At 59.7% G+C, this 20,571-nt stretch carries 17 protein-coding genes; 9 read left to right on the forward strand and 8 right to left on the reverse strand.

Annotated features, from left to right (window positions below; all coding sequences use genetic code 11):
• Positions 1–121 precede the first annotated feature (121 nt).
• Positions 122–1,153, forward strand: coding sequence for an aldo/keto reductase (locus FHT92_RS22465; protein ID WP_183829468.1), 1,032 nt, complete (start codon positions 122–124; stop codon positions 1,151–1,153).
• A gap of 50 nt (positions 1,154–1,203) precedes the next feature.
• Here the strand turns inward: FHT92_RS22465 and FHT92_RS22470 are convergent, their stop codons facing one another.
• Positions 1,204–1,983, reverse strand: a complete 780-nt coding sequence (locus FHT92_RS22470) for a gamma-glutamyl-gamma-aminobutyrate hydrolase family protein (RefSeq protein WP_183829471.1) — start codon at positions 1,981–1,983, stop codon at positions 1,204–1,206.
• A gap of 290 nt (positions 1,984–2,273) precedes the next feature.
• On the opposite strand from FHT92_RS22470, the gene FHT92_RS22475 reads away from it, so the two are divergent.
• Positions 2,274–3,380, forward strand: a complete 1,107-nt coding sequence (locus FHT92_RS22475) for a TRAP transporter substrate-binding protein (protein ID WP_183748593.1) — start codon at positions 2,274–2,276, stop codon at positions 3,378–3,380.
• An 85-nt stretch (positions 3,381–3,465) separates the two neighbouring features.
• Here FHT92_RS22475 and FHT92_RS22480 read toward each other — a convergent pair whose 3' ends face one another.
• Both FHT92_RS22480 and FHT92_RS22485 read right to left on the reverse strand, forming a co-directional pair.
• A complete protein-coding gene (locus tag FHT92_RS22480; protein WP_183829473.1) occupies positions 3,466–4,953 on the reverse strand; it encodes a TRAP transporter large permease subunit in 1,488 nt (495 codons plus the stop codon).
• Between the two features lie 21 nt (positions 4,954–4,974).
• Complete coding sequence (locus FHT92_RS22485; RefSeq protein WP_183748598.1) at positions 4,975–5,514, reverse strand: TRAP transporter small permease subunit; 540 nt, start codon at positions 5,512–5,514, stop codon at positions 4,975–4,977.
• A 318-nt stretch (positions 5,515–5,832) separates the two neighbouring features.
• Here FHT92_RS22485 and FHT92_RS22490 point away from each other — a divergent pair, with 318 nt between their 5' ends.
• From FHT92_RS22490 to FHT92_RS22515, 6 genes are all read left to right on the forward strand, one after another.
• Positions 5,833–8,136 carry a putative bifunctional diguanylate cyclase/phosphodiesterase gene (locus tag FHT92_RS22490; RefSeq protein WP_183748600.1) on the forward strand — a complete coding sequence of 768 codons (2,304 nt, stop codon included), beginning with the start codon at positions 5,833–5,835 and terminating at the stop codon, positions 8,134–8,136.
• A gap of 131 nt (positions 8,137–8,267) precedes the next feature.
• Entirely contained in the window at positions 8,268–9,020 is a 753-nt protein-coding gene (locus tag FHT92_RS22495; protein WP_183748601.1) for an N-acyl amino acid synthase FeeM domain-containing protein, read from the forward strand.
• A 165-nt stretch (positions 9,021–9,185) separates the two neighbouring features.
• Complete coding sequence (locus FHT92_RS22500; protein ID WP_183748602.1) at positions 9,186–9,410, forward strand: aa3-type cytochrome c oxidase subunit IV; 225 nt, start codon at positions 9,186–9,188, stop codon at positions 9,408–9,410.
• Positions 9,411–9,514: 104 nt separating this feature from the next.
• A complete protein-coding gene (locus tag FHT92_RS22505) occupies positions 9,515–10,663 on the forward strand; it encodes a Re/Si-specific NAD(P)(+) transhydrogenase subunit alpha (protein ID WP_183748603.1) in 1,149 nt (382 codons plus the stop codon).
• Entirely contained in the window at positions 10,663–11,061 is a 399-nt protein-coding gene (locus tag FHT92_RS22510) for a proton-translocating transhydrogenase family protein (RefSeq protein WP_183748604.1), read from the forward strand. The genes FHT92_RS22505 and FHT92_RS22510 overlap by 1 nt, the downstream gene beginning before the upstream one ends.
• Positions 11,062–11,071: 10 nt before the next feature.
• On the forward strand, positions 11,072–12,466 hold the full coding sequence (locus FHT92_RS22515) for an NAD(P)(+) transhydrogenase (Re/Si-specific) subunit beta (RefSeq protein WP_183829476.1): 1,395 nt from the start codon (positions 11,072–11,074) through the stop codon (positions 12,464–12,466).
• 46 nt (positions 12,467–12,512) lie between these two features.
• Here FHT92_RS22515 and FHT92_RS22520 read toward each other — a convergent pair whose 3' ends face one another.
• From FHT92_RS22520 to FHT92_RS22540, 5 genes are all read right to left on the reverse strand, one after another.
• Complete coding sequence (locus FHT92_RS22520) at positions 12,513–12,995, reverse strand: DUF992 domain-containing protein (RefSeq protein WP_183829480.1); 483 nt, start codon at positions 12,993–12,995, stop codon at positions 12,513–12,515.
• 62 nt (positions 12,996–13,057) lie between these two features.
• Entirely contained in the window at positions 13,058–14,701 is a 1,644-nt protein-coding gene (locus FHT92_RS22525) for a sensor histidine kinase (protein WP_183748608.1), read from the reverse strand.
• A 357-nt stretch (positions 14,702–15,058) separates the two neighbouring features.
• Entirely contained in the window at positions 15,059–15,925 is an 867-nt protein-coding gene (locus tag FHT92_RS22530) for a tetratricopeptide repeat protein (protein WP_183748610.1), read from the reverse strand.
• Positions 15,926–16,062: 137 nt separating this feature from the next.
• Positions 16,063–16,278 (reverse strand): 30S ribosomal protein S21, encoded by a 216-nt coding sequence (gene rpsU / locus FHT92_RS29380; RefSeq protein ID WP_003542939.1) that lies wholly within the window; start codon positions 16,276–16,278, stop codon positions 16,063–16,065.
• A gap of 179 nt (positions 16,279–16,457) precedes the next feature.
• Positions 16,458–18,086 carry an adenylate/guanylate cyclase domain-containing protein gene (locus tag FHT92_RS22540; protein WP_183829483.1) on the reverse strand — a complete coding sequence of 543 codons (1,629 nt, stop codon included), beginning with the start codon at positions 18,084–18,086 and terminating at the stop codon, positions 16,458–16,460.
• Positions 18,087–18,397: 311 nt separating this feature from the next.
• Here FHT92_RS22540 and FHT92_RS22545 point away from each other — a divergent pair, with 311 nt between their 5' ends.
• Positions 18,398–20,569 carry a CHASE2 domain-containing protein gene (locus FHT92_RS22545; RefSeq protein WP_183829486.1) on the forward strand — a complete coding sequence of 724 codons (2,172 nt, stop codon included), beginning with the start codon at positions 18,398–18,400 and terminating at the stop codon, positions 20,567–20,569.
• The last annotated feature ends 2 nt before the right edge of the window (positions 20,570–20,571 follow it).

Raw genomic sequence — 20,571 nt, forward strand, 5'->3', positions numbered from 1 at the left:
CGCAATTATCATCGGCGGCATCTCGCCGTCTCAAGCACACACATAGCGATTTGATCGGGGAGCGTCTGCTCCGCCCGGCGACTTTCGCGCGGGCAGCGGGCGCCTCCGGAAGGAGGCAGAAATGGATTATCGCAAGCTCGGTCCCAGCGGGGCCGTCGTCACCGCTTATTGCCTGGGTACAATGACGTTCGGGAAGGAGTCCGATGAGGCGGCTTCCTTCAAGATACTCGACGACTATTTTGCCTGGGGCGGCAATTTTATCGACACCGCTGACGTCTACAGCGCTGGTGCATCGGAGGAGATCATCGGCCGCTGGCTTAAGGCACGCCCGACAGAAGCAAAGCAGGCCGTGATCGCCACCAAGGGCCGCTTCCCGATGGGTGACGGGCCGAACGACATTGGCCTTTCGCGCCGCCACCTCAATCAGGCGCTGAACGACTCGCTGCGTCGCCTCGATGTCGAGCATATCGATCTTTACCAGATGCATGCCTGGGATGCGCTGACACCGATCGAGGAAACGCTGCGATTCCTCGACGATGCCGTTCGCGCGGGCAAGATCGGTTACTATGGCTTCTCCAACTATGTCGGCTGGCATATTGCCAAGGCCTCCGAAATCGCCAAGGCACAGGGTTATACGCGGCCGGTGACGCTACAGCCGCAGTATAACCTGCTGATGCGCGACATCGAGCTCGAGATCGTCGATGCCTGCCAGGATGCGGGCATGGGCCTGCTGCCATGGTCGCCGCTCGGGGGCGGCTGGCTGACCGGCAAGTACAAGCGTGACGAGATGCCGACGGGAGCCACGCGCCTCGGTGAAAATCCCAATCGCGGCGGGGAAGCCTATGCGGCCCGAAACGCGCAAGAGCGGACATGGGATATCATCGGCGCGGTCGAAGAGATCGCCAGAGCGCATGGCGTCAGCATGGCGCAGGTTGCGCTCTCCTGGGTGGCCGCGCGCCCGGCCGTGACCTCGGTCATCCTCGGCGCACGCACCTCCGAACAGCTTGCCGATAATCTCGATGCTGCGAAGCTGGTGCTATCCGAGGAAGAGACAGCGAAACTCAATGAGATCAGTGCGCCGACGCCGGGACAATATCCCTATGGTGTCCACGGCACCAACCAGCGTCATCGTAGGATTGAAGGCAGTCGCTGAGTGATTTCTTCAGGAAAAGGCCGGCGGAGTGATTTGGCGGCCTTTCGGTTTCAGGCGATAGCCTGCGCCGGCGGGGCCGGCAGCTTGCTGGCGGCGTAATCTCTGACGGCATCGCCGAAGGCGGTGAAGAGTTTGTTCGAAGGCTTGTCAGTCTCCGCCCAATATTCCGGGTGCCACTGCACACCGACGGCGAAGGCCTTGGCGTCGATGACAGAGACGGCCTCGATCGTCCCGTCCTCTGCCTTGGCCTCCACCTGCAGGCGAGGCGCGGTCTTGGCGATTGCCTGCCGGTGCAGCGAGTTCACGCGGATCTCGCCGGCGCCGAGGATGCCGGCAATGCAGGAGCCTTCTTTGATGAAGACACTCTGGCGGATAGCATACATGCCGTCGCGGTCGCCGACATCCGGCTTGCGATGGTCCCAGATCCCCGGCTGCTCCTGAATTTCGCTGGCAAGCGAGCCGCCGAGCGAAACATTCAATTCTTGAATGCCGCGGCAGATGGCAAGAAGCGGAATGGCGCGGTCGATGGCGCGACGGATCAGCGGCAGGCTCGTCGCATCGCGGGCGGGGTCAAAGGGGCCATCGGCATCGGTGGCTTCGAGACCGTAGAGCGAGGGGTGCACATTGCTTGCCGAGCCTGAAACCAGCACACCGTCGACCCGGTCGAGTATCGCATCGGTGTCATAACCTTCCTCGAAGGCGGGAATGATGAAGGCCATCACGCCGGCGGCATTCATCGCGGCGCGCACATATTGGTGCTGCACGGCATGCCAAGTTGCACCGTCAAGGCTGCGGATATCGGCGGGAATCGCAACGATCGGTTTCGTCATTTGTGCCCCGAAGAAAACAATATCGGACGTTTCTGCAGCCAGAATGGCCGGGAAGTCAACGCTTGGCTGCAAGCGGTGGCCAAATTTGCGGCGCTCAGGCGGTGTAGCCGGCACGCTGCAGCTAAGCCGCTGATTTCGATGGATGTGTGGCTTGTGCCACAGAAGCGGCGTGATCCCAAAGACTAATAGACTAAAGCTTGAAACGCTTCTTCCGCCATGCTTAGCTTTGCCATTACTGCGGGTAGGGGTGAGGATTGACCGCGCAGTGCCATCTATACGGGAGGTTTTTGATGGATCGTCGTTCATTTATGAAGAAGGCGGGAACGGCCAGCGCCGGTGCCGTTGCCGCGACTGCTTTGGCAGCGCCTGCAATTGCGCAGGAAAACCCGAAGATTTCCTGGCGCATGACCTCGTCGTTTCCGAAGAGCCTGGATACGATCTATGGCGGCGCCGAAGATATTGCCAAGCATGTTTCCGCTGCCACGGACGGTAATTTCACGATCCAGCCTTTCGCAGCCGGCGAAATCATCCCCGGTCTGCAGGCCGTCGATGCGGTGGCGGCGGGCACTGTCGAAGCAGCCCACACCACCTCCTATTATTTCGTCGGCAAAGACCCGACCTACGCCATCGGAACGGCCATTCCGTTCGGGCTGAACAGCCGCCTGACCAATGCCTGGTTTTACGAGGGCAACGGCAATACGCTGATGAACGAGTTCTATGCCACACAGGGAATGTATGCCCTGCCGGCCGGCAATACCGGTGCGCAGATGGGCGGCTGGTTTCGAAAGGAAATCAATACTCTCGACGATCTCAAGGGCGTCAAGATGCGCATTGCCGGTCTTGCCGGCCGCGTCATGGAGAAGGTCGGCGTCATCCCCCAACAGATCGCCGGCGGCGACATCTACCCGGCGCTCGAAAAAGGAACGATCGACGCTGCAGAATTCGTCGGCCCCTATGACGACCTGAAGCTCGGCTTCCACAAAGTGGCGAAATACTACTATTACCCGGGCTGGTGGGAAGGCGGCCCGACGGTGCATGCCTTCTTCAATCTCGATAAATGGAGCAGCCTGCCGAAGCACTATCAGGCAGCACTCACCGACGCCTGCGCTTTCGCCAACACCAACATGCTGGCAAAATACGACACGAAGAACCCGAGCGCGCTGAAGCAGCTTGTAGCTGAAGGCGCAACGCTACGGCCGTTCAGCCAGGAGATCATGGAGGCCTGCTTCCAGGCCGCGATGGGCATCTACGGCGAAATCTCGGGCACGAACCAGTATTTCAAGAAAATCTACGACGACCAGACCGCTTTCAAGCGGGATGCCTATCTCTGGATGCAGCTCTCGGAATACACGTTCGACACGTTCATGATGATCCAGCAGCGCGCAGGTAAGATTTGATAAGCCTCCGCCGCTGGACATTGGCGGTTTACGCGAACACGATACCTGAACCCCGGATTTCGATCCGGGGTTTTGCTTTTGCTGACTATTTGGCGGGCGCCGGCGCTCCCGGAAGGCCATTCAGCGGTGGCAGGGTCAAGCCCGGGGTCTGCGGCGAGCCATTGTTGCCGCCGAGCGGAGGCAGGCCGAGCTGGCTGCCAAAGCCCGGGACTTCAATCTTGATCGAGTTCGGGTCGACCTTCGGGCCATGGTCCAGCCAGTAGGTCACCGATTGTGGCCAGAAGATCACGATCGCCACCAGGATCAGCTGCATGCCGACCCAGGGAAGCGCACCCATGTAAATATCTGAGGTCTTGACCTCGCGGCCGGCGATCGAACGCAGGTAGAAGAGCGCGAAGCCGAAGGGCGGGTGCATGAAGCTCGTCTGCATATTGACGCAGATCAGCACGCCAAACCAGATCAGGTCGATGCCGAGATTGGAGGCGACAGGGGCGAGCATCGGGATAACGATGAAGGCGATCTCGAAGAAATCGAGGAAGAAGGCGAGCACGAAGATGAAGATGTTGACGAAGATCAGGAAACCGACCGGGCCGCCGGGAATACCCGAGAGCATGTGCTCGATCCAGTGCGAGCCGTCCATGCCCTGAAAGACCAGGCTGAAACAGGTGGAGCCGATCAGGATCATCACAACCATGGAAGTGATATGCGTGGTCGATGTCATCGCCTCGCGGATCAGCGGCCAGGTGAGGCGCCGGTTCATGGCCGCGAGCGCCATGGCGCCGACGACGCCGAGCGCGCCGGCTTCCGTCGGCGTCGCAAGGCCCATGAAGATCGTGCCGAGCACGAGGAAGATCAGCACCATCGAGGGCACCATGCCCATCAGCACCTTCACGAGCAGCGCCCAATTGAAGTCGCCGCGCACTTCCTTCGGCAGTGGCGGCATCGATTTTGGCCGGACGATCGACAGGACCAGGATGAAGAGCACGAAGATCGCCACCTGCAGGATCGACGGGCCGATCGCGCCGCGATACATGTCGCCAACCGATTTGCCGAGCTGGTCGGCGAGAACGACGAGCACCAGCGAGGGCGGGATCACCTGGGTGATCGTGCCGGAGGCGGCGATGACGCCGGTGGCAAGGCGCGGATTGTAACCGTAGCGCAGCATGATCGGCAGCGAAATCACACCCATGGTGATGACCGAGGCGGCCACCGTGCCGGTGATCGCGCCAAGCACGGCGCCGACGAGGATGACAGCATAGGCCAGGCCGCCGGGAACGCCGCCGAAGAGCTTGCCGGTGCCCTCGAGCAGGTCTTCTGCCAGCCCACAACGCTCCAGCACCGCGCCCATGAATGTGAAGAAGGGAATGGCAAGCAAGAGATCGTTGGAGACGATGCCGAAGAAGCGCAGCGGCAGCGCCTGTAGGAGGGCTTCGTTGAAATGGCCGGTGACGATGCCGATGATGCCGAAAAACAGGCCGACGGCGGCCAGTGAAAAGGCGACCGGAAAGCCGTAGAGCATGAATACGACCATGCCCAGGAACATGGCCGGCGGAATGATGCCGAAATCAAACAAATCTGTTCCTCCAGGCGCGCGTTACTGCAGCGGCTTTTCGTATTTCGTGTCGATGCTGATATGGCCGGTAACGGTTGCGATCCGCTTGATCAGCTCGGAAACGCCCTGAAGGGAGAGCAGCGCGAAACCGGCGACAAGAACCAGCTTGACGGGCCAGCGGATCAGCCCGCCGGCGTTGCCCGATATTTCCCCCTGTCGGTAGGAAAGCGCGAAGAAGGGCCAGGAGATCCAGGTGAGGAAGATGCAGACGGGAATGAGGAATAGGATGAGGCCAACGATGTCGATCCAGATCTTCGCCCTGTCGGAAACCGACCCATAGATCAGATCGACGCGGACATGCTCGTTATTGCGCAGCGCATGCGAGGCACCCAGCACCACGACGAAGGCGAAGAGATACCACTGGATCTCGAGCCAGCCGTTCGAACTGTAGTTGAAGGCGTAGCGGACGACGGCGTTTCCGGCGCTGATCAGACAGCAGAACAGCACCATGTATTCGGATAGTTTTCCAATGAACTCGCTGATCGAGTCGATCAGCCGACTGACGGCCAGAAATACCGACATTCGCCTCCCCTTGTTATCTTGCCGTTTCGGCAGTTCTCCCTCTACTATCGGTGTAAACCAGGGTTTTTGGAATTGGAAGGATAAATGGCCCGCCTAGGAGTATAGTCTTAGGTGTCTAGGGCCTGTGATCTTCCGGCGGAAATTTAACAACTCACGCGTGGATATATTTTTCAATAACCTCGCGAAGAAGCTGTATTATCGCGCCTGGGATGAGTTGCTCACCCTGCGGTTTTAGAAAAATTGACCAAATGTTTGAACTGTTTGAAATCAATTTTTAAAGGGTTCGGTTTACATTTCCCGCGCACAGGGAAAGTATGGATGAAGCCACATAACCCGGACAGGGTCCCTAAGGATGTGTATCTGTCGTTTGTGAGTTCTCTCTCCGGGAACCGCATGACGCTTTTGGCTGGCGTCATTGTACATTCCGCAACCTTTCTGGCGGTAGCCGCCAAAACCCAATCCCCGGTCTACATATTCCTGGCCGTTGCCGTCATCCTCGTGTTCTGCGCCCGCATGGCGATCTTCCGCCTGTTCGACAAGGTGAACAAGGACGCGCTGTCATTTGCCGAGATCGAGCGGTGGGAGAAAATTCTCGTAGTCGGAGCAGCCGGCATTACGACGCTCCTCGGTATCGGCAGCGGTTATGCCATCTTCTTCACGCGCGATTCCTTTGCCGAACTCGCCTGTATTGCAGTGACCATGGCGACGATGGTTTCCGTCGTCGGCCGCAACTATGGCTCGCGCATGGCGGTCGATTTGCAGACCTTCTCCTGTTGCCTGCCGATGATCATCTGCAGCGTGATGACGCTGGATTTCTACCGCGGCATCCTGTCGGTCTTCCTCATTCCTTTCTGGCTGACGACGCGGGCGATGGCGACCGGCGTGCGCGAGTTCCTCTACGAGAATGTGATCGCGCGCCGCGAGATCGCTTCGATTGCTGATCGTTTCGATACGGCGCTGAGCAATATGCCGCACGGCCTCGTCATGGTCGACGAGGAGAATCGGATCCAGGTCATCAACCGCAAGGCCTGCGAACTTTTGAAAATTGGCGCACCGGACCGGCTGAAGGATCGCGATCTTGGCGCGGTGTTGCGTTATGGCGCGCGCTACAGCTTCATGGATGCCTCGCAACCCGAGTTGATCCTGCGGCAATTGACGCAGGTCGCCGAAGGCAGCCTGTCGCGCACGCTCATTCATTTCCCCGAGGCACTGTCGCTGGAATTCTCAGCCAGCCGGCGTGCGGACGGTGGCGCGGTATTGATCTTCGAAGACGTTTCGACCCGTGTGAAGGCCGAGCAGAAGATCCTGCACATGGTGCGCTTCGACGCGCTGACCGGCCTGCCGAACCGCGAGTATTTCGGCCATCTCGTACAGGATTATCTCGTCAGACAATCGAAGAAGCGAGGCCCCCTCGGCTTCATGATTCTCGATATCGACGAGTTCAAGCATGTCAACGACATGCGAGGGCATGTCACGGGCGACCATCTGCTGTGCGCCATCGCCATGCGGGTCAAGGAGATGGCCGGCAACGCCATCGTCGGCCGGCTGATGGGCGATCAGTTCATCTTGTTCTTCCCGCATGCGCGTGATCGGCAGGTGCTGGATGCCAGCATCCGCAAGCTGCACGCCGCAATCCAGGGGCAGTACGAAGTCGATGAGATAACTTTCCTCGTCTCGCTCAGTGCCGGTTACGCCGTTCTCGAGAGCGACGCTTTCGCCATGGACGAATGGAGCGTCAAGGCCGACCTTGCGCTGTTCGAAAGCAAGTCGCGCTTAAAAGGCGGCATCATGGGTTTCGAGCATGAAATGGATGGCCGCTATATCGAGCAGCAGAAGCTCAAGGCGGATCTTCGCGAGGCGGTGGCTGCAAATGCGCTGCACCTCATGTTCCAGCCGATGTTCAAGGCCGATGGTACGCGCATCGAATGCGCCGAAGCACTGGCTCGCTGGGTGCATCCGGAAAAGGGTTCTATTCCGCCCGATGTCTTCATTCGCCTCGCCGAAGAGATGGGCATAATTTCGCAGATCACGCGCTTCGTGCTGTTCAAGGCCTGCGAAGAATGCATGAACTGGCCGGACCATATCGCCGTTTCAGTCAATCTGTCGGCACGTGACCTTCGCGACGCGGATATCCTGTCCGTGGTTTCGGATGCACTGGCGTATTCCGGTCTCGAGGCATCACGCCTGCATCTGGAAATCACCGAAAGCAGCCTCATCGACGAGCCGGGTGTCGTTCGTGCAATCCTCGCCGAGTTGCGCAGCCGCGACATTACCATCGCCATCGACGATTTCGGGACCGGCTTCTCCAGTCTCAGCTATCTCGACACGCTGCCGCTCGATATCGTCAAGATCGACCGCTCCTTTGTGCGTAATATCGTCGAAGATACGCGTCGCCTGAAACTGCTGCGCGGCACGGTTCATCTCGCCCGAGAGCTCGGCCTCAAAATCGTGGTCGAAGGTGTTGAAACCCACGAGCAGCTGGTGCTTCTCAACAAGTACCGCAGCACGGATCTCATACAGGGTTATGTCTTTTCCCCGCCCGTCCCCTCGAAAGAGATCGGTATTCTCTCGCAGGCTCTCAACCGCCGCACGGCACCGCGGCGGCGCAGCAAGGTCGCCTGATCGCGGCGCTACCCGACGGTATATGCACGGCCGTTAACCTTAATAATTCAAATACGGCCCAAATTCTTATCAAATCTTGCGCTTTAACGAACGAGATATGATTAATGACCCGTTAACAAACGGGGTCCAACATGGCATCTGTCCCTTTCAGTACCAGTGACTTTTCGAAGAAGGTTCTCGAAATTCTTGATAATATCGAATATCGCCGCGTCGAGAGCACAGAGGACATGGAGGATGTCGAGCGGCTGCGTTACAAGGCTTACAAGGCGCACGACACGCTGGCGCTGGCGCCGAAGGGACTGCTCGACGACACCGATTTCGACAGCCATGCCTACGTTTTCGGGCTCTATTATTACGGTGAGCTGGTCAGCACGATCCGCATCCACTACGTGACCCCGGAGCATCGCGTCAGCCAATCGGCCGGCGCCTTTCCGGAAGCGATCGACGCGCTTCTGGACGCCGGCCTCAGCCTGATCGACCCGGCGCGTTTTGCCGCCGATCCGGAACTGACGGCCGATCTGACCTGGATCCCGTATCTGACATTGCGACCGAGCATCGTCGCTGCTGCGCATTTCCGCGCGCACCGGGTGCTGCAGTTCGTCCGTCCACCGCATGCGGCCTTCTACAAGCGCGTCTTTTACGCCGATACTGTTGTGCCGGGCCGGAAGGCGAAGAATTACGGAATCGACATGACGCTCATGGCGACCAACGTCATCGAGGTCGGCCGCAAGCTTCTCACGCGTTATCCCTTCTTCATTTCCAGCGCCAGCGAGCAGCGGATGATGTTCGCGCGCAGCCCTGGAAGCACGCTGCCTTCGCTCACCATCGTTCCCACCGCTCGTTTCGTGCCGGAAGGCCAGCTTGGAACGGATCTGCCGCTTTGATTCTTCCATAGGGAATGCTCTCTTCACATCAGGAGAGGGGCATCCCTGCGGCATTCTCATGCATTGCGCTTTCTCCCGTCATTGTGTAATCCCTGCGGGTGGGGATTTGCCTCGCCGAGGCGAGGGAATCAGGCAGCGCTAAGGCATTTCAGGGAGACGATATTCATGGCCGAACATCATACCGGACCGGTCGAGACCGGCGCGCCGATGGACTACAAGGAACATGAGAAGACCTACAACATGTTCATTGCCGGCACGAAATACGGCACGATGATTCTGGTCGCCCTGATGCTTGCTATGACTGCGGGTTTCTTCGGCGGCGCCGGCTTCCTCGGCGGCATTCTCGTCTTCCTCATCATCCTCGTCGCCGGCATCTTCCTGCTCCGCTAAGCGCGGTCTGCGGAAGACAAGTTTTCCGAACTTTGTGATGTAGATGCTTGGCCCGCGCAGGCAGGCAGCTTGCGACGGTCCAGCTGACCCGGAGGAGGGGGCAGTTGGCCAATATCGTTTTCGTAGCAAAGGAAATCACAGGCGATGAGACGCGTGTTGCCGCGTCCGTCGAAACCGTGAAAAAGATAAAGTCGTTCGGCTTCGATGTCGTGGTGGAAGCGGGCGCCGGAACACTTTCACGCATTCCGGACAGTGAGTTCGAGGCGGTGGGCGCCGCAATCGGCGCTTTTGCAGATGCAGCGTCGGCCGACGTTATCCTCAAGGTCCGCCGGCCGAGCGAGAGCGAGATTTCCGGCTATAAGACCGGTGCCGTCGTCATTGCCATCATGGATCCCTACGGCAATGACGAGGCCGTCGCCGCGATGGCACGCGCTGGTCTTTCCACCTTCGCCATGGAGTTGATGCCGCGCATCACCCGCGCCCAGTCCATGGACGTGCTTTCGTCGCAGGCCAATCTCGCCGGCTACCAGGCGGTCATCGAGGCAGCCGCGGTCTATGACCGCGCCATGCCGATGATGATGACGGCAGCCGGTACTATTCCTGCCGCCAAGGTTTTCGTCATGGGGGCGGGCGTTGCCGGCCTTCAGGCGATTGCGACGGCACGGCGGCTCGGTGCCGCCGTTTCGGCAACCGATGTTCGCCCCGCAGCGAAAGAACAGGTTGCATCTCTCGGCGCAAAGTTCATCGCCGCAGAGGATGACGAGTTCAAGGCGGCGGAAACGGCCGGCGGCTACGCCAAGGAAATGTCGGCCGACTATCAGGCCAAGCAGGCCGCACTCGTGGCCGAACACATCTCCAAGCAGGACATTGTCATTACCACAGCTCTCATTCCCGGCCGTCCGGCGCCGCGGCTCGTCTCGCGCGCCATGCTGGCTTCGATGAAGCCGGGGGCGATTGCTGTCGATCTCGCAGTCGAGCGCGGCGGCAATATTGAAGGTGTGGTAGCAGGGCAGGTCGCCGATGTCGAAGGTGTGAAGGTGATCGGCTTTGCGAACATGGCGGGCCGTGTGGCCGCCAGTGCCTCAGCGCTTTACGCCAAGAACCTGGTCACCTTCCTGGAGACGATGGTGAACAAGGAAACAAAATCGGTCGTGCTCAACCTCGAGGACGAGCTGATCAAGGCGACGATGCTGACTTATGCGGGCGACGTGGTGCATCCGGCATTCGGCGGCGCCAAGAAGGGGGATAACTGATGGCCAGTGAAGCAATGGACAAGGCGCTGGAGCAGCTCGACCAAGCCGTCACCGCGGTCATCGCCGCTGCTGCCCAGGCGCCTGAAGCGGCAAGTGCTGCCACCGGCGGGGCGATCGATCCCTTCGTCTTTCAGCTCGCGATCTTCGTGCTGTCGATCTTCGTCGGCTACTACGTCGTCTGGTCGGTAACGCCGGCGCTGCATACGCCGCTGATGGCCGTTACCAACGCGATCTCCTCAGTCATTGTCGTCGGTGCGCTGCTTGCCGTCGGCATATCGAGCAGTGGGCTTGCTACCGGCTTCGGTTTTGTGGCGCTCGTTCTTGTCTCGGTGAATATCTTCGGCGGCTTCCTCGTCACGCAGCGCATGCTGGCGATGTACCGCAAGAAGGACAAGTGAGGCCGCACGAATGACCAATATTGCAGCCTTCCTCTATCTTGTCTCCGGCGTCCTGTTCATTCTGGCGCTTCGCGGGCTCTCGCATCCGGCCACCAGCCGCAAGGGCAATCTCTACGGCATGATCGGCATGGGGATCGCCATTCTCACGACGCTGGTGCTGGCGATGCCGAATTTTGGCGGCTTTGTGCTCATCATTCTCGGCCTTGCCATCGGTGGCAGCGCTGGTGCCTATATCGCCCGCACTATTGCGATGACCTCGATGCCGCAGCTTGTTGCCGGTTTCCACTCGCTGGTGGGCCTCGCCGCAGTTCTCGTTGCCGCATCGGCACTCTATACGCCGGGCTCTTTCGGCATTGGCGAGATTGGCCAGATCCACACTGAAGCCCGTATCGAAATGGCGATCGGTGTGGCGATTGGTGCGCTGACCTTCACCGGCTCGATCATCGCCTTCCTGAAGCTCGACGGGCGCATGTCCGGTAAGCCGATCCTGCTGCCCTTCCGTCATGTGATCAACATCGCTCTGCTTGCCCTGATCGTGCTCTTCATCGTCGGGCTGGCGGTGACGGAAAGCCATTTCGATTTCTGGGCCGTCGTCGCTTTGTCGCTGGCTCTCGGCGTGCTGCTCATCGTGCCGATTGGTGGCGCCGACATGCCGGTTGTCGTATCCATGCTCAACTCTTACTCGGGCTGGGCTGCTGCCGGCATCGGCTTCACGCTCGGCAATCTGGCGCTCATTATCACCGGCGCACTGGTCGGTTCTTCGGGCGCGATCCTGTCCTACATCATGTGCAAGGGCATGAATCGCTCTTTCATCTCCGTCATCCTGGGCGGTTTTGGTGGGGAGACGGGCGGCAATGCGGCGGATAATTCGGACAAGACCGTCAAGCTTGGTTCGGCAGAGGACGCTGCCTACCTGATGGCAAACGCTTCCAAGGTCATCATCGTGCCGGGATATGGCATGGCCGTGGCGCAGGCGCAGCATGCATTGCGCGAGTTGGTCGACAATCTCAAGAAGAACGGTGTGGAAGTGAAATACGCGATCCACCCAGTCGCCGGGCGCATGCCGGGCCATATGAACGTGCTGCTTGCCGAGGCCAACGTGCCCTATGACGAGGTCTTCGAGCTTGAGGATATCAACTCGGAATTTGCCCAGGCCGATGTTGCCTATGTCATCGGCGCCAACGACGTCACCAATCCGGCGGCGCGCGACGACAAGTCGTCGCCGATCTACGGCATGCCGATCCTCGACGTCGACAAGGCCAAAACCTGCCTGTTCGTGAAACGTTCTCTCGGCTCGGGCTACGCCGGCATCGACAATACTCTGTTCTACAAGGACAGCACGATGATGCTGCTTGGAGACGCCAAGAAGGTGACCGAAGAGATCTACAAGTCAATCGCTCACTAACCGAAAGGCCCGCTTCGTCAGGCTTTTCTTCCATTGCGGCCAACTGTCAGATTTCGCCCGGCACCAGCGTCATCTTCTCGACACCGACGGCAAGGTTGAGACCCTCTTGCGCCTGCAGGTTCAGCGGTTGCAGCATAAAGGCCTTGTCCGTGCCGCCGGCAATGACTTTGGCACCTGCGCCGGCGCCGAGGCTGGCGTCCGCGCCGACGCCGTAATATTCGCCGGCGAGTGCAAAATCAGGCATATCGGTGCCGGTCTTGGCGAGCACCTGCCAGATCATCACGCTCTTGCCGGTCTGGCCGATATCAATGCCGAATTTCTCGATCTTGCCGGCATAAACCGCCTTCGGGCCACCGGACGCAGGCGTATAGGTGCAGATCAGATTCTTTTCAGACGTAACGATCAACCCCTGTCCACCATCCGATCCGCAGACGAGCCGGCCAAGCGATATATAATCGGCTGCAGCGGCCGGGCCGGCCCAGGCTGCGGCCGAGACGACTGCCGCGGCAATCATGGTTTGCTTGAACATGGTCCTTCTCCTTTTGAACGACCTGTTCGAAACGGGCGGTTGCAGTGATTGTTCCGGTGGCGCTACTCCCGCGCCATCGTCCCACGCTGGGCGGTGAGGATCCAGACGAGACCTTCCGGGCGGAAGTCGACATCAACCTTGCCCCGGAAAGCGGATGCGGCATGTGCCTTGATGACCGTGGTGCCAAAACCGGTGCGCGAAGGCGGACTGACTGGCGGGCCGCCGCTTTCAGTCCAGGTCAGACGTAGCATGTTGTCCTCCGCCGGCTGCCATTCGAAGCGCACACGGCCCTGTGGCACGGAGAGCGCCCCGTATTTCACCGAATTGGTGGCGAGTTCATGCAGTGCCAGGCCGAGATTCTGCACGGCATCAGGCTTGAGGACGAAATCCTTGCCCTCAATTTCTACCTGCTCGCGTGCCTGCGGAAAGGCCTGGAGATGAATATCGATGACGCGATGCAGCGAGACGCCGGACCATTGCTCGCCCGTCAGAAGCTCGATCGAGCGCACGAGCCCTTCAAGGCGGTGAGCGACGGCCAGCCGGAATGTCTCAACGCTGTCGGCCTGCTTGGAGAGCTGCCGCATCATTGCGAGAACAAGCGTCAGCAGGTTCTTGGTGCGATGAACCAGCTCATGCATGACGAAGCGCAGCCGGTCTTCGCTCTGGCTACGGTCGAAAGAGGCATTGGAAAGCGCAATCGCCACTTGGTTGGCCTCGATGACGCTGGTTTCGACGGGAGACACGATATGGCCTTCGCCGAGCCGGTTCGCCATGTCGGCTATTTCACGGATTGTCGAGCGGACTTGCCGGGCAACGGCATAAGTGGCAAGCACGGCAACGAGCAACAGCACGAGGCCGCCGATCAACAGGAAGCGCCAGGTGCTGAGGATGGGTGCCTGGGCGGTGGCGATCGGCCCCCATACCACGGTTTTCCAGGACCAGCCGGGGATCTGCGCATAGCCCAACAGGGCATGCGGGAGGATGTCGCTGTCTTCGAAAACGCCGCTGGAAGCGACGAGCGAAGGCAGGATGCGTGGGTCGAAGGGTTCGCCGGGTTGCAGATTGGCGGGGCCGCGGCTCGCGACAACATGGCCACCCTGGTCGATAACCGCCGCAGACCAGCCGGAGGCAAGACCCTCTGTCGTGACAAGTTTGGCAAGGTCGTTGGCATTCTGGGTGATGATCAATGCGGCGACAGGACCTTCGTCGCGCGGCAGAGCGACGTTATAGACCCACATGCCGCTCGTTGCGCCCATAAAGACGTCGGAGGCTTCGATCCGGCCGGATTTCATCGCGGCTTCAAAAGCCGCGATGTTCGTTATCTTGCCGAGTGGCGTGCCGAAGGGGCGACGAGTATTCAAAAATTGCTGTCCGGCCCTGTCGACGGCGATCACGTAGAGAGTATCGCCCCGCAGTGCCGTTTCCGTACGGTTGTAGAAAGACTCATAGTCGCCGCTCTCCAGCTCCGGCGAGGAGGACAGCAGCCGCAAAGTCGTCGCCATATCCTGAAGCTGGCGGTCGATGGTGCGTGAGAGGGCGAGCGCATCCTGCGCGGTTTCGCGCTTGAGCGTAGACCGCTGGTTGTCTTCCAGCTGCATGAGAAGAAGGGCAACGAAGGCGAAGATCGGCAGCGCAATCGCCACTGCCATGGCGATGAGATATGTTCCGATGGAGGCTTTCGGAAAAAGACGCGCAGCGAACCTCATCGGTGCCGCCCGCGAACTGCCGGGGCTGGATGCTGGGAAAACTCGGTTTCGCAGAGTCCAACGAAAGCCAGAATCCGCATTGCTCGCAAACGCCCCTCACATCCGTACCGCCCAATAGCTCGCTATCAAAGCAGGGTCATGTTAGGGGGCGGGACATTTGGTTGCAACCTACTAAAATAGTCAGGTGCAAAATCGTCAATTTTTTGAACGACTATTCTGCGTCGGTGAAGCGCTGCAACCGGAAGGGCAAGAGGCTTTCGTCACTCTTGCCTGACAGAAGCTCGTGGCTAGCAGGCCGGCGCCGACGATGATCGCAAGCGGTTTCGCAATCATCGTCGTCATCTCTTCGAGTATCTGTCAGCCGGCAGTGCCGCCGACGCGGGCAAGTCCATCCCGGGCCGGCTGGTATTTGGGATCGAGGCTAACAGCGTGGCGGTAGGAGCGGGTGGCCTTGTCCTTCTCGCCGCGGCGCTCGTAGACGAGAGCCTGGTTCGCCCAGGATTCGGCGAGGTTGCCGTTGAGCTCGATCGCGTGGTTGAAGTCGGCGAATGCGTTGTCGTTGTCGTTCAGCGCGATGTAGGAAATGCCGCGGCCGTTATAGGGCTCGGGCGAGTTCGGCGACAGCGAGATCGCCTTCGAGAAGTCGTCGATCGCCTTATCCTGCTGATTGCGCTTCTGATAGATCAGGCCGCGATTGTGATAGGCGCGACCATCGGTGGTGCCGAGCTGAATCGCTCTTGAGAAATCATTGAAGGCCTGATCGTCCTGACCGGCCATGCGGTAGACATTGCCGCGACCGATATAGGCGACGTCATAGCTCGGATTGATCTGCAGGGCGGCGTTGTAATCGGCGATCGCCTGCGGCTGCTGGCCCATGTTGCGGTAGACCAGCGCGCGGTTGGCGTAGGCCTGGAAGAAGCGCGGGTTGATCTGCAGCGCGGTGTTGAAGTCGTCGAGCGCCTTGCGGAATTCACCGCCGCGACCATAAGCTGAACCGCGGACATTGTAGCCTTCCGGATCGCGCGGATTGGCGTTGATGACGGCCGTCAGCGATGCGATGTTCTCTTGCGAGCCCTGCGCCTTGTCAATGCGGATCACAGCGTCCGACGTGTTAGTCGTTTCGCAACCGGCGAGGCCCAGCGCTGCGGCAAGTGCCAGCGAGGCGAGCACGACCGATTTCTGCGAACGCAACGAGCGGGACGGATTGAAGGTTATGACAGCCATTCGGGCTCGCTTTCCCCATGCAGCATATCCAGCAAGGCGGATATGTAATCTTCAGCAGAAATTAAAAAGGCGGCGGCGAAACCTATCGCCCCCGCCACACATGCACCTGAAAACGTCGAAAAAACGACGGCACCGCCTTAGCGTGCTGCAACCAGACCTTCGCGCTGAGCGCGCTTGCGGGCCAGCTTGCGGACACGACGGACAGCCTCGGCCTTTTCGCGAGCACGCTTCTGCGACGGCTTTTCGTAGTAGTCGCGCATCTTCATTTCGCGAAAAATGCCTTCGCGCTGCATCTTCTTCTTGAGAGCGCGGAGAGCCTGGTCAACATTGTTATCGCGGACAAGTACCTGCACGAGAATCACGTTCCTTTGGTTGGTTGATGCCGAAAGGCGGCGCAGCGCCTGGGGCAAAAAAATAACGTTCGCGCGGCCGCGGCCTTGCGATTGGTGTTGCGAAATATCAGATCGACGGAATGAAGTCCAGACGGGATATGCGATCGGGCGGAAAAATCCCGCCCATGCCCTATACGGAGCTAGGAGCGTGCCTTCTCCGGCTTCGTTTCGTCCAGAGCAGCGATCGCTTCCTTTAGCGCGGCGATGACACGGGAGCGGTCCGCCGGCTCAAGCCGAGCCGTGTCCAGATGCAGGTCCAATCCGGCTAGATGTTCGCTGAGAACGCGGTTCTTGTGATCGGCGCCGAGCATCAGCCCGTCCACGGCGTAGGGTACGATCTCCCGCTGGATGCCCTTCATGGTGATCGGCGGCAAAGGATGGGCATCGACGATATCCTTCACCAGTGCGTAGGTTTCATAGCTGATGACGATTTCACCGCCCTGGGCGATCGATTGCAGGCGCGCGGCGAGATTCGCTTCGGCACCGATGATCGTATAGTCCATACGGTCGCTGCTGCCGAAATTGCCGACGTTGCAATAGCCGCTATTGATCCCCATGCGCACCACGAAAGGCTCTTCCGTGCCGTTCCGGCGCCATCTCTCCTTCAGTTCGCCGAGTCGGCGCTGCATGTCGATGGCCATGCGCAGGCAAGCCTTGGCATCTTCTTCCGGCCCTCTGGTTTCGGGATCGCCGAAGAAGACCAGCATGGCATCGCCGATAAACTTGTCCACCGTCCCGCCGTGTTTGAGCGCGATCGTGGACATTTCGGTCAGATATTCGTTCAGCATTTCCGTTAGCGCCTCCGGCTGCAGGCGCTCGGTCGTGGCGGTGAAATCCTTGATGTCGGAGAAGAAGATCGTCAGTCGCTTTCGCTCCGTGTGGACGACCACATCCTTCTGGCCACTGAAGATGCTCTTGTAGATCTGCGGCGGGAGATAGCGGGAAATTTTCAGGGAGACGCTGGCGAGGAACTCGTTAGCCGCTTCAAGATCGCGGTTGGCACTGTGGATGACGCGCGTCTGCTGGCGCTGCAGAACAATGAAGCTGATGCCGATGATGGCGACGAAAAAGAAATAGCAGAGCAGGTATTTGAAGGCGAGAACGTTGCTTGCATAGGGCTGGCGGATGATGACTTCCTGAATGCCGCGCACATCGCCTACCTTCCAGTCCTTCTTCGGGCTTTCAGGATGAGTGTTGTGACAGGCGACGCAAGCCTGGCCCATGATCACAGGGGTGATGAGCCGCAGCGTATCGGTAAATCCGACGCGGGTGAGGTCGGTCAGTGTCTGGCTGGAATTGGCGCGCAAGGATGCGAGCGATGCCGTTTCGAAATCGTCGAGATCGTGCGGTGCGCGATTCTTGAAGGGCAGATCGGAGAGGAAGCGATAGGTGATGTTGGCCTGCTGCTCCCTAATGACGTCGCCAAGTTCCAGCGAAAGCGTGGCGGGTAGTGGAATGGCACCTGGAATATTGGCGTAGTTGTGTGAGACGACTGTGCCGCTGACGTCGCCCGCCTGATGGGCGGCGAGCACCCTGCCGACGACATTCGCTGAATAATAGGAGCGTATGCTGGTGACGAGCGAACTCATGTCCCGCGCCTGCCGGCGCAGCGCATTTTCGGAGAGGTCGCTGATATCAAGCCAGACAGCGAGCGGCAGCCCGCCCAGCATCGCCAGCACAACGGCGATCAGCCAATAGCCGCTTCTGCGGGCGGCAGAGGCCGAGTTTTCCGTAGTTCTTGCCGTGGTCTCTCCTTGCGGATCTGCCATGGCTCATCCCCTCGACAATGATCGAATTGTTAAATCCCCGAAGACACAAAACCATTTCGCCGCAGGCGCGGCAAGGCCAACGCTTAAAGGTCGTGCCAAAAGCGAGGACGGATCTCGAAGTAATTCCATGCTGTGTTGCCACTGCAGCTTGGCGAAAATACTTGGTCGGTGCCGACAGCCGGATACTGCATTGCCGACCGCTTTGTTTTTCAGCTTGTGAGCGTGAGCGAATGGTCTTTGGCATTAAAGAGGCGTAGCCTGCTTGCGGCGGGTCGGCTCCTGGAGCCGGCTCGAGGGGAGGTCCTGAACGCATGACGCGATTGCAGCAGATCGGTGTGCTGATCGGCCTGACGATTGTGGCTGCGCTTACGCTGTTCCGGGCAAGCGATCCGCCTGTGCTGAAGCGGATCCGCGATGTCACCTTCGATGAGTATCAGCGCCTCGTGCCGCGCAGCTTTGAAGCGATGCCGGTCCGAGTGGTCGATATCGACGAAGCTTCCCTGCGGGAGTTCGGTCAGTGGCCATGGCCGCGCGACAAGCTGGCCACGCTGGTCGACCGTCTTTCCGACATGGGAGCGGCAGCCATCGCCTTCGACGTCATCTTCGCCGAGCCGGACCGGATGTCGCCGCGCAATGTAATTCAGGAGGTCGAGGGCATCGATCCATCGCTTGCGGCGCAATTGCCTGACAATGACGAGATATTCGCTCAATCGATAAAGGGAAAGCCAGTCGTTCTCGGCTTCGGGCTCTCCAATGAAGGCAGCTATAAGCCGCAAGTGAAGGCCGGCTTTGCCTTTACCGGCGAAAGTCCGCTGACCGCACCTCCGCATCTCAGCGCTTCTACGCCGCTCCGGCCGGGCCTGGAGGCGAATGCCGCGGGCCTTGGCCATGTCAGTCTCAATCCCGGCAGTCCTTCATCAGTCGTTCGCGCGGTGCCGCTGTTCCTCAGCGATGGTGGACAGTTTTATCCCAATCTTGCGATCGAAGCGTTGCGGGTCGCGCAGGGCGCCTCAACCTATGTGCTGGCCGGCGCGCCGGATCGGGCAGGGATTATCACCTCGGCGAAGATCGGCGATTTCATCGTTCCGCTGACGGCGGCCGGAGAGATCTGGCTTTATGTGACGCCGAACCGGGCAGAGCGTTATGTCTCAGCCGGAAAGGTCCTTGCTACCGGCGGTGTGGCCCCTGATGTCGCGGCCCAAATCGACGGCAGCATCATTTTCATCGGCACCTCGGCTGTCGGGCTGCAGGACATTCGCACGACAGCGCTCGGAGAAAATGTGCCGGGTGTTTCGCTGCAGGCGCAGACCGTCGAGCAGATCCTTTCAGGCCGCTACCTGTCGCGGCCGGACTGGGCCGACGGACTGGAAATTCTTGCGATCGCCGTGCTTGGCATCTTTCTCGTCATTATTACGACGTTCGTCAGTCCGGCCATGGCGCTGGTCTGCGGCCTGGCGATCACCGCGATGGCGCTTGCCGCTTCGTGGTTCAGCTTTCTTTATGCCGGTCTGCTGTTCGATCCGCTGGCGCCGATCATCAGCGGCTCCATCACGCATTTTGCGGCAACGTCGTTCCGCATCCTCGTCATCGACAGGGAGCGACGGGAGGTGCGGCGCGCCTTCGGCCATTACCTCTCTCCTTCGCTGCTGCATCGTATCGAGCATACGCCCGATGCGCTGAAGCTCGGCGGGGACGAGCGCGAGCTCACCATGATGTTCGTCGATGTGCGCAATTTCACCGAGATCAGTGAGAGGCTGACGCCGACCGCCGTCGTCCAGTTTCTCAATACGCTGCTCGATGCGCTGAGCCGTCATGTTGTCGGAAATGAGGGAACGCTCGACAAATTCATCGGCGATTCCATCATGGCATTCTGGAATGCGCCGGTCGATGTTTCGGATCATGCAGCAAAGGCGCTGCGAGCGGCGCTCGCCATGCGGGAGACACTCGCCGAGCTCAACGCAAGCGACGCGTTCGGTTTCGGCAGCGCTCAGCAGGTCAGGATCGGCATCGGCATCCACACCGGCCCTGCCTGTGTCGGCAATATGGGGGCGAAGACACGCTTCAACTATTCGGCGGTGGGAGATGCCGTGAACGTCGCGGCGCGCATCGAATCCTGCTGTAAGGATGTCGGTTTCGATATCCTGATCTCCGACAGCACGGCGCGGGCGCAAAGCGGGGCGGCGCTCTTGGAGGCAGGAGCTATTCCGCTCAAAGGAAAGAGCAGCCGGACGCGGATATTCGCTGTGGTCGGCGACGAGAGGGTCGCTGTCTCACCGGAATTCGGCGCCTTGCATCTCGTCCACGAGAAGGTAATGGGCGCCTTGCGCGAGCATTCGAGGAACAGCCGCAAGCTGATCGGTGCGGCAAAACTCGCCGGGATAAAGGTCCTGGCGGGCCTCACGGAATTCTACGAGCGGATATCGGCCAGGAACGACCATTTTCAGGAGGATATCGGTCTGCCGGAAAAGCAGGCCGTCGAATAATC

Origin of the sequence: Rhizobium sp. BK377, from assembly GCF_014193935.1 — a bacterium.
GTDB lineage: Bacteria > Pseudomonadota > Alphaproteobacteria > Rhizobiales > Rhizobiaceae > Rhizobium.

Coding starts and splice junctions, on each gene's coding strand:
- FHT92_RS22470 (WP_183829471.1), bottom strand. CDS start 1,983: ATGACGAAACCGATCGTTGCGATTCCCGCCGATATCCGCAGCCTTGAC.
- FHT92_RS22485 (WP_183748598.1), bottom strand. CDS start 5,514: ATGTCGGTATTTCTGGCCGTCAGTCGGCTGATCGACTCGATCAGCGAG.
- FHT92_RS22520 (WP_183829480.1), bottom strand. CDS start 12,995: ATGTTCAAGCAAACCATGATTGCCGCGGCAGTCGTCTCGGCCGCAGCC.
- FHT92_RS22475 (WP_183748593.1), top strand. CDS start 2,274: ATGGATCGTCGTTCATTTATGAAGAAGGCGGGAACGGCCAGCGCCGGT.
- FHT92_RS22495 (WP_183748601.1), top strand. CDS start 8,268: ATGGCATCTGTCCCTTTCAGTACCAGTGACTTTTCGAAGAAGGTTCTC.
- FHT92_RS22525 (WP_183748608.1), bottom strand. CDS start 14,701: ATGAGGTTCGCTGCGCGTCTTTTTCCGAAAGCCTCCATCGGAACATAT.
- FHT92_RS22465 (WP_183829468.1), top strand. CDS start 122: ATGGATTATCGCAAGCTCGGTCCCAGCGGGGCCGTCGTCACCGCTTAT.
- FHT92_RS22515 (WP_183829476.1), top strand. CDS start 11,072: ATGACCAATATTGCAGCCTTCCTCTATCTTGTCTCCGGCGTCCTGTTC.
- FHT92_RS22530 (WP_183748610.1), bottom strand. CDS start 15,925: ATGGCTGTCATAACCTTCAATCCGTCCCGCTCGTTGCGTTCGCAGAAA.
- FHT92_RS22490 (WP_183748600.1), top strand. CDS start 5,833: ATGAAGCCACATAACCCGGACAGGGTCCCTAAGGATGTGTATCTGTCG.
- FHT92_RS22510 (WP_183748604.1), top strand. CDS start 10,663: ATGGCCAGTGAAGCAATGGACAAGGCGCTGGAGCAGCTCGACCAAGCC.
- FHT92_RS22545 (WP_183829486.1), top strand. CDS start 18,398: ATGACGCGATTGCAGCAGATCGGTGTGCTGATCGGCCTGACGATTGTG.
- FHT92_RS22500 (WP_183748602.1), top strand. CDS start 9,186: ATGGCCGAACATCATACCGGACCGGTCGAGACCGGCGCGCCGATGGAC.
- FHT92_RS22540 (WP_183829483.1), bottom strand. CDS start 18,086: ATGGCAGATCCGCAAGGAGAGACCACGGCAAGAACTACGGAAAACTCG.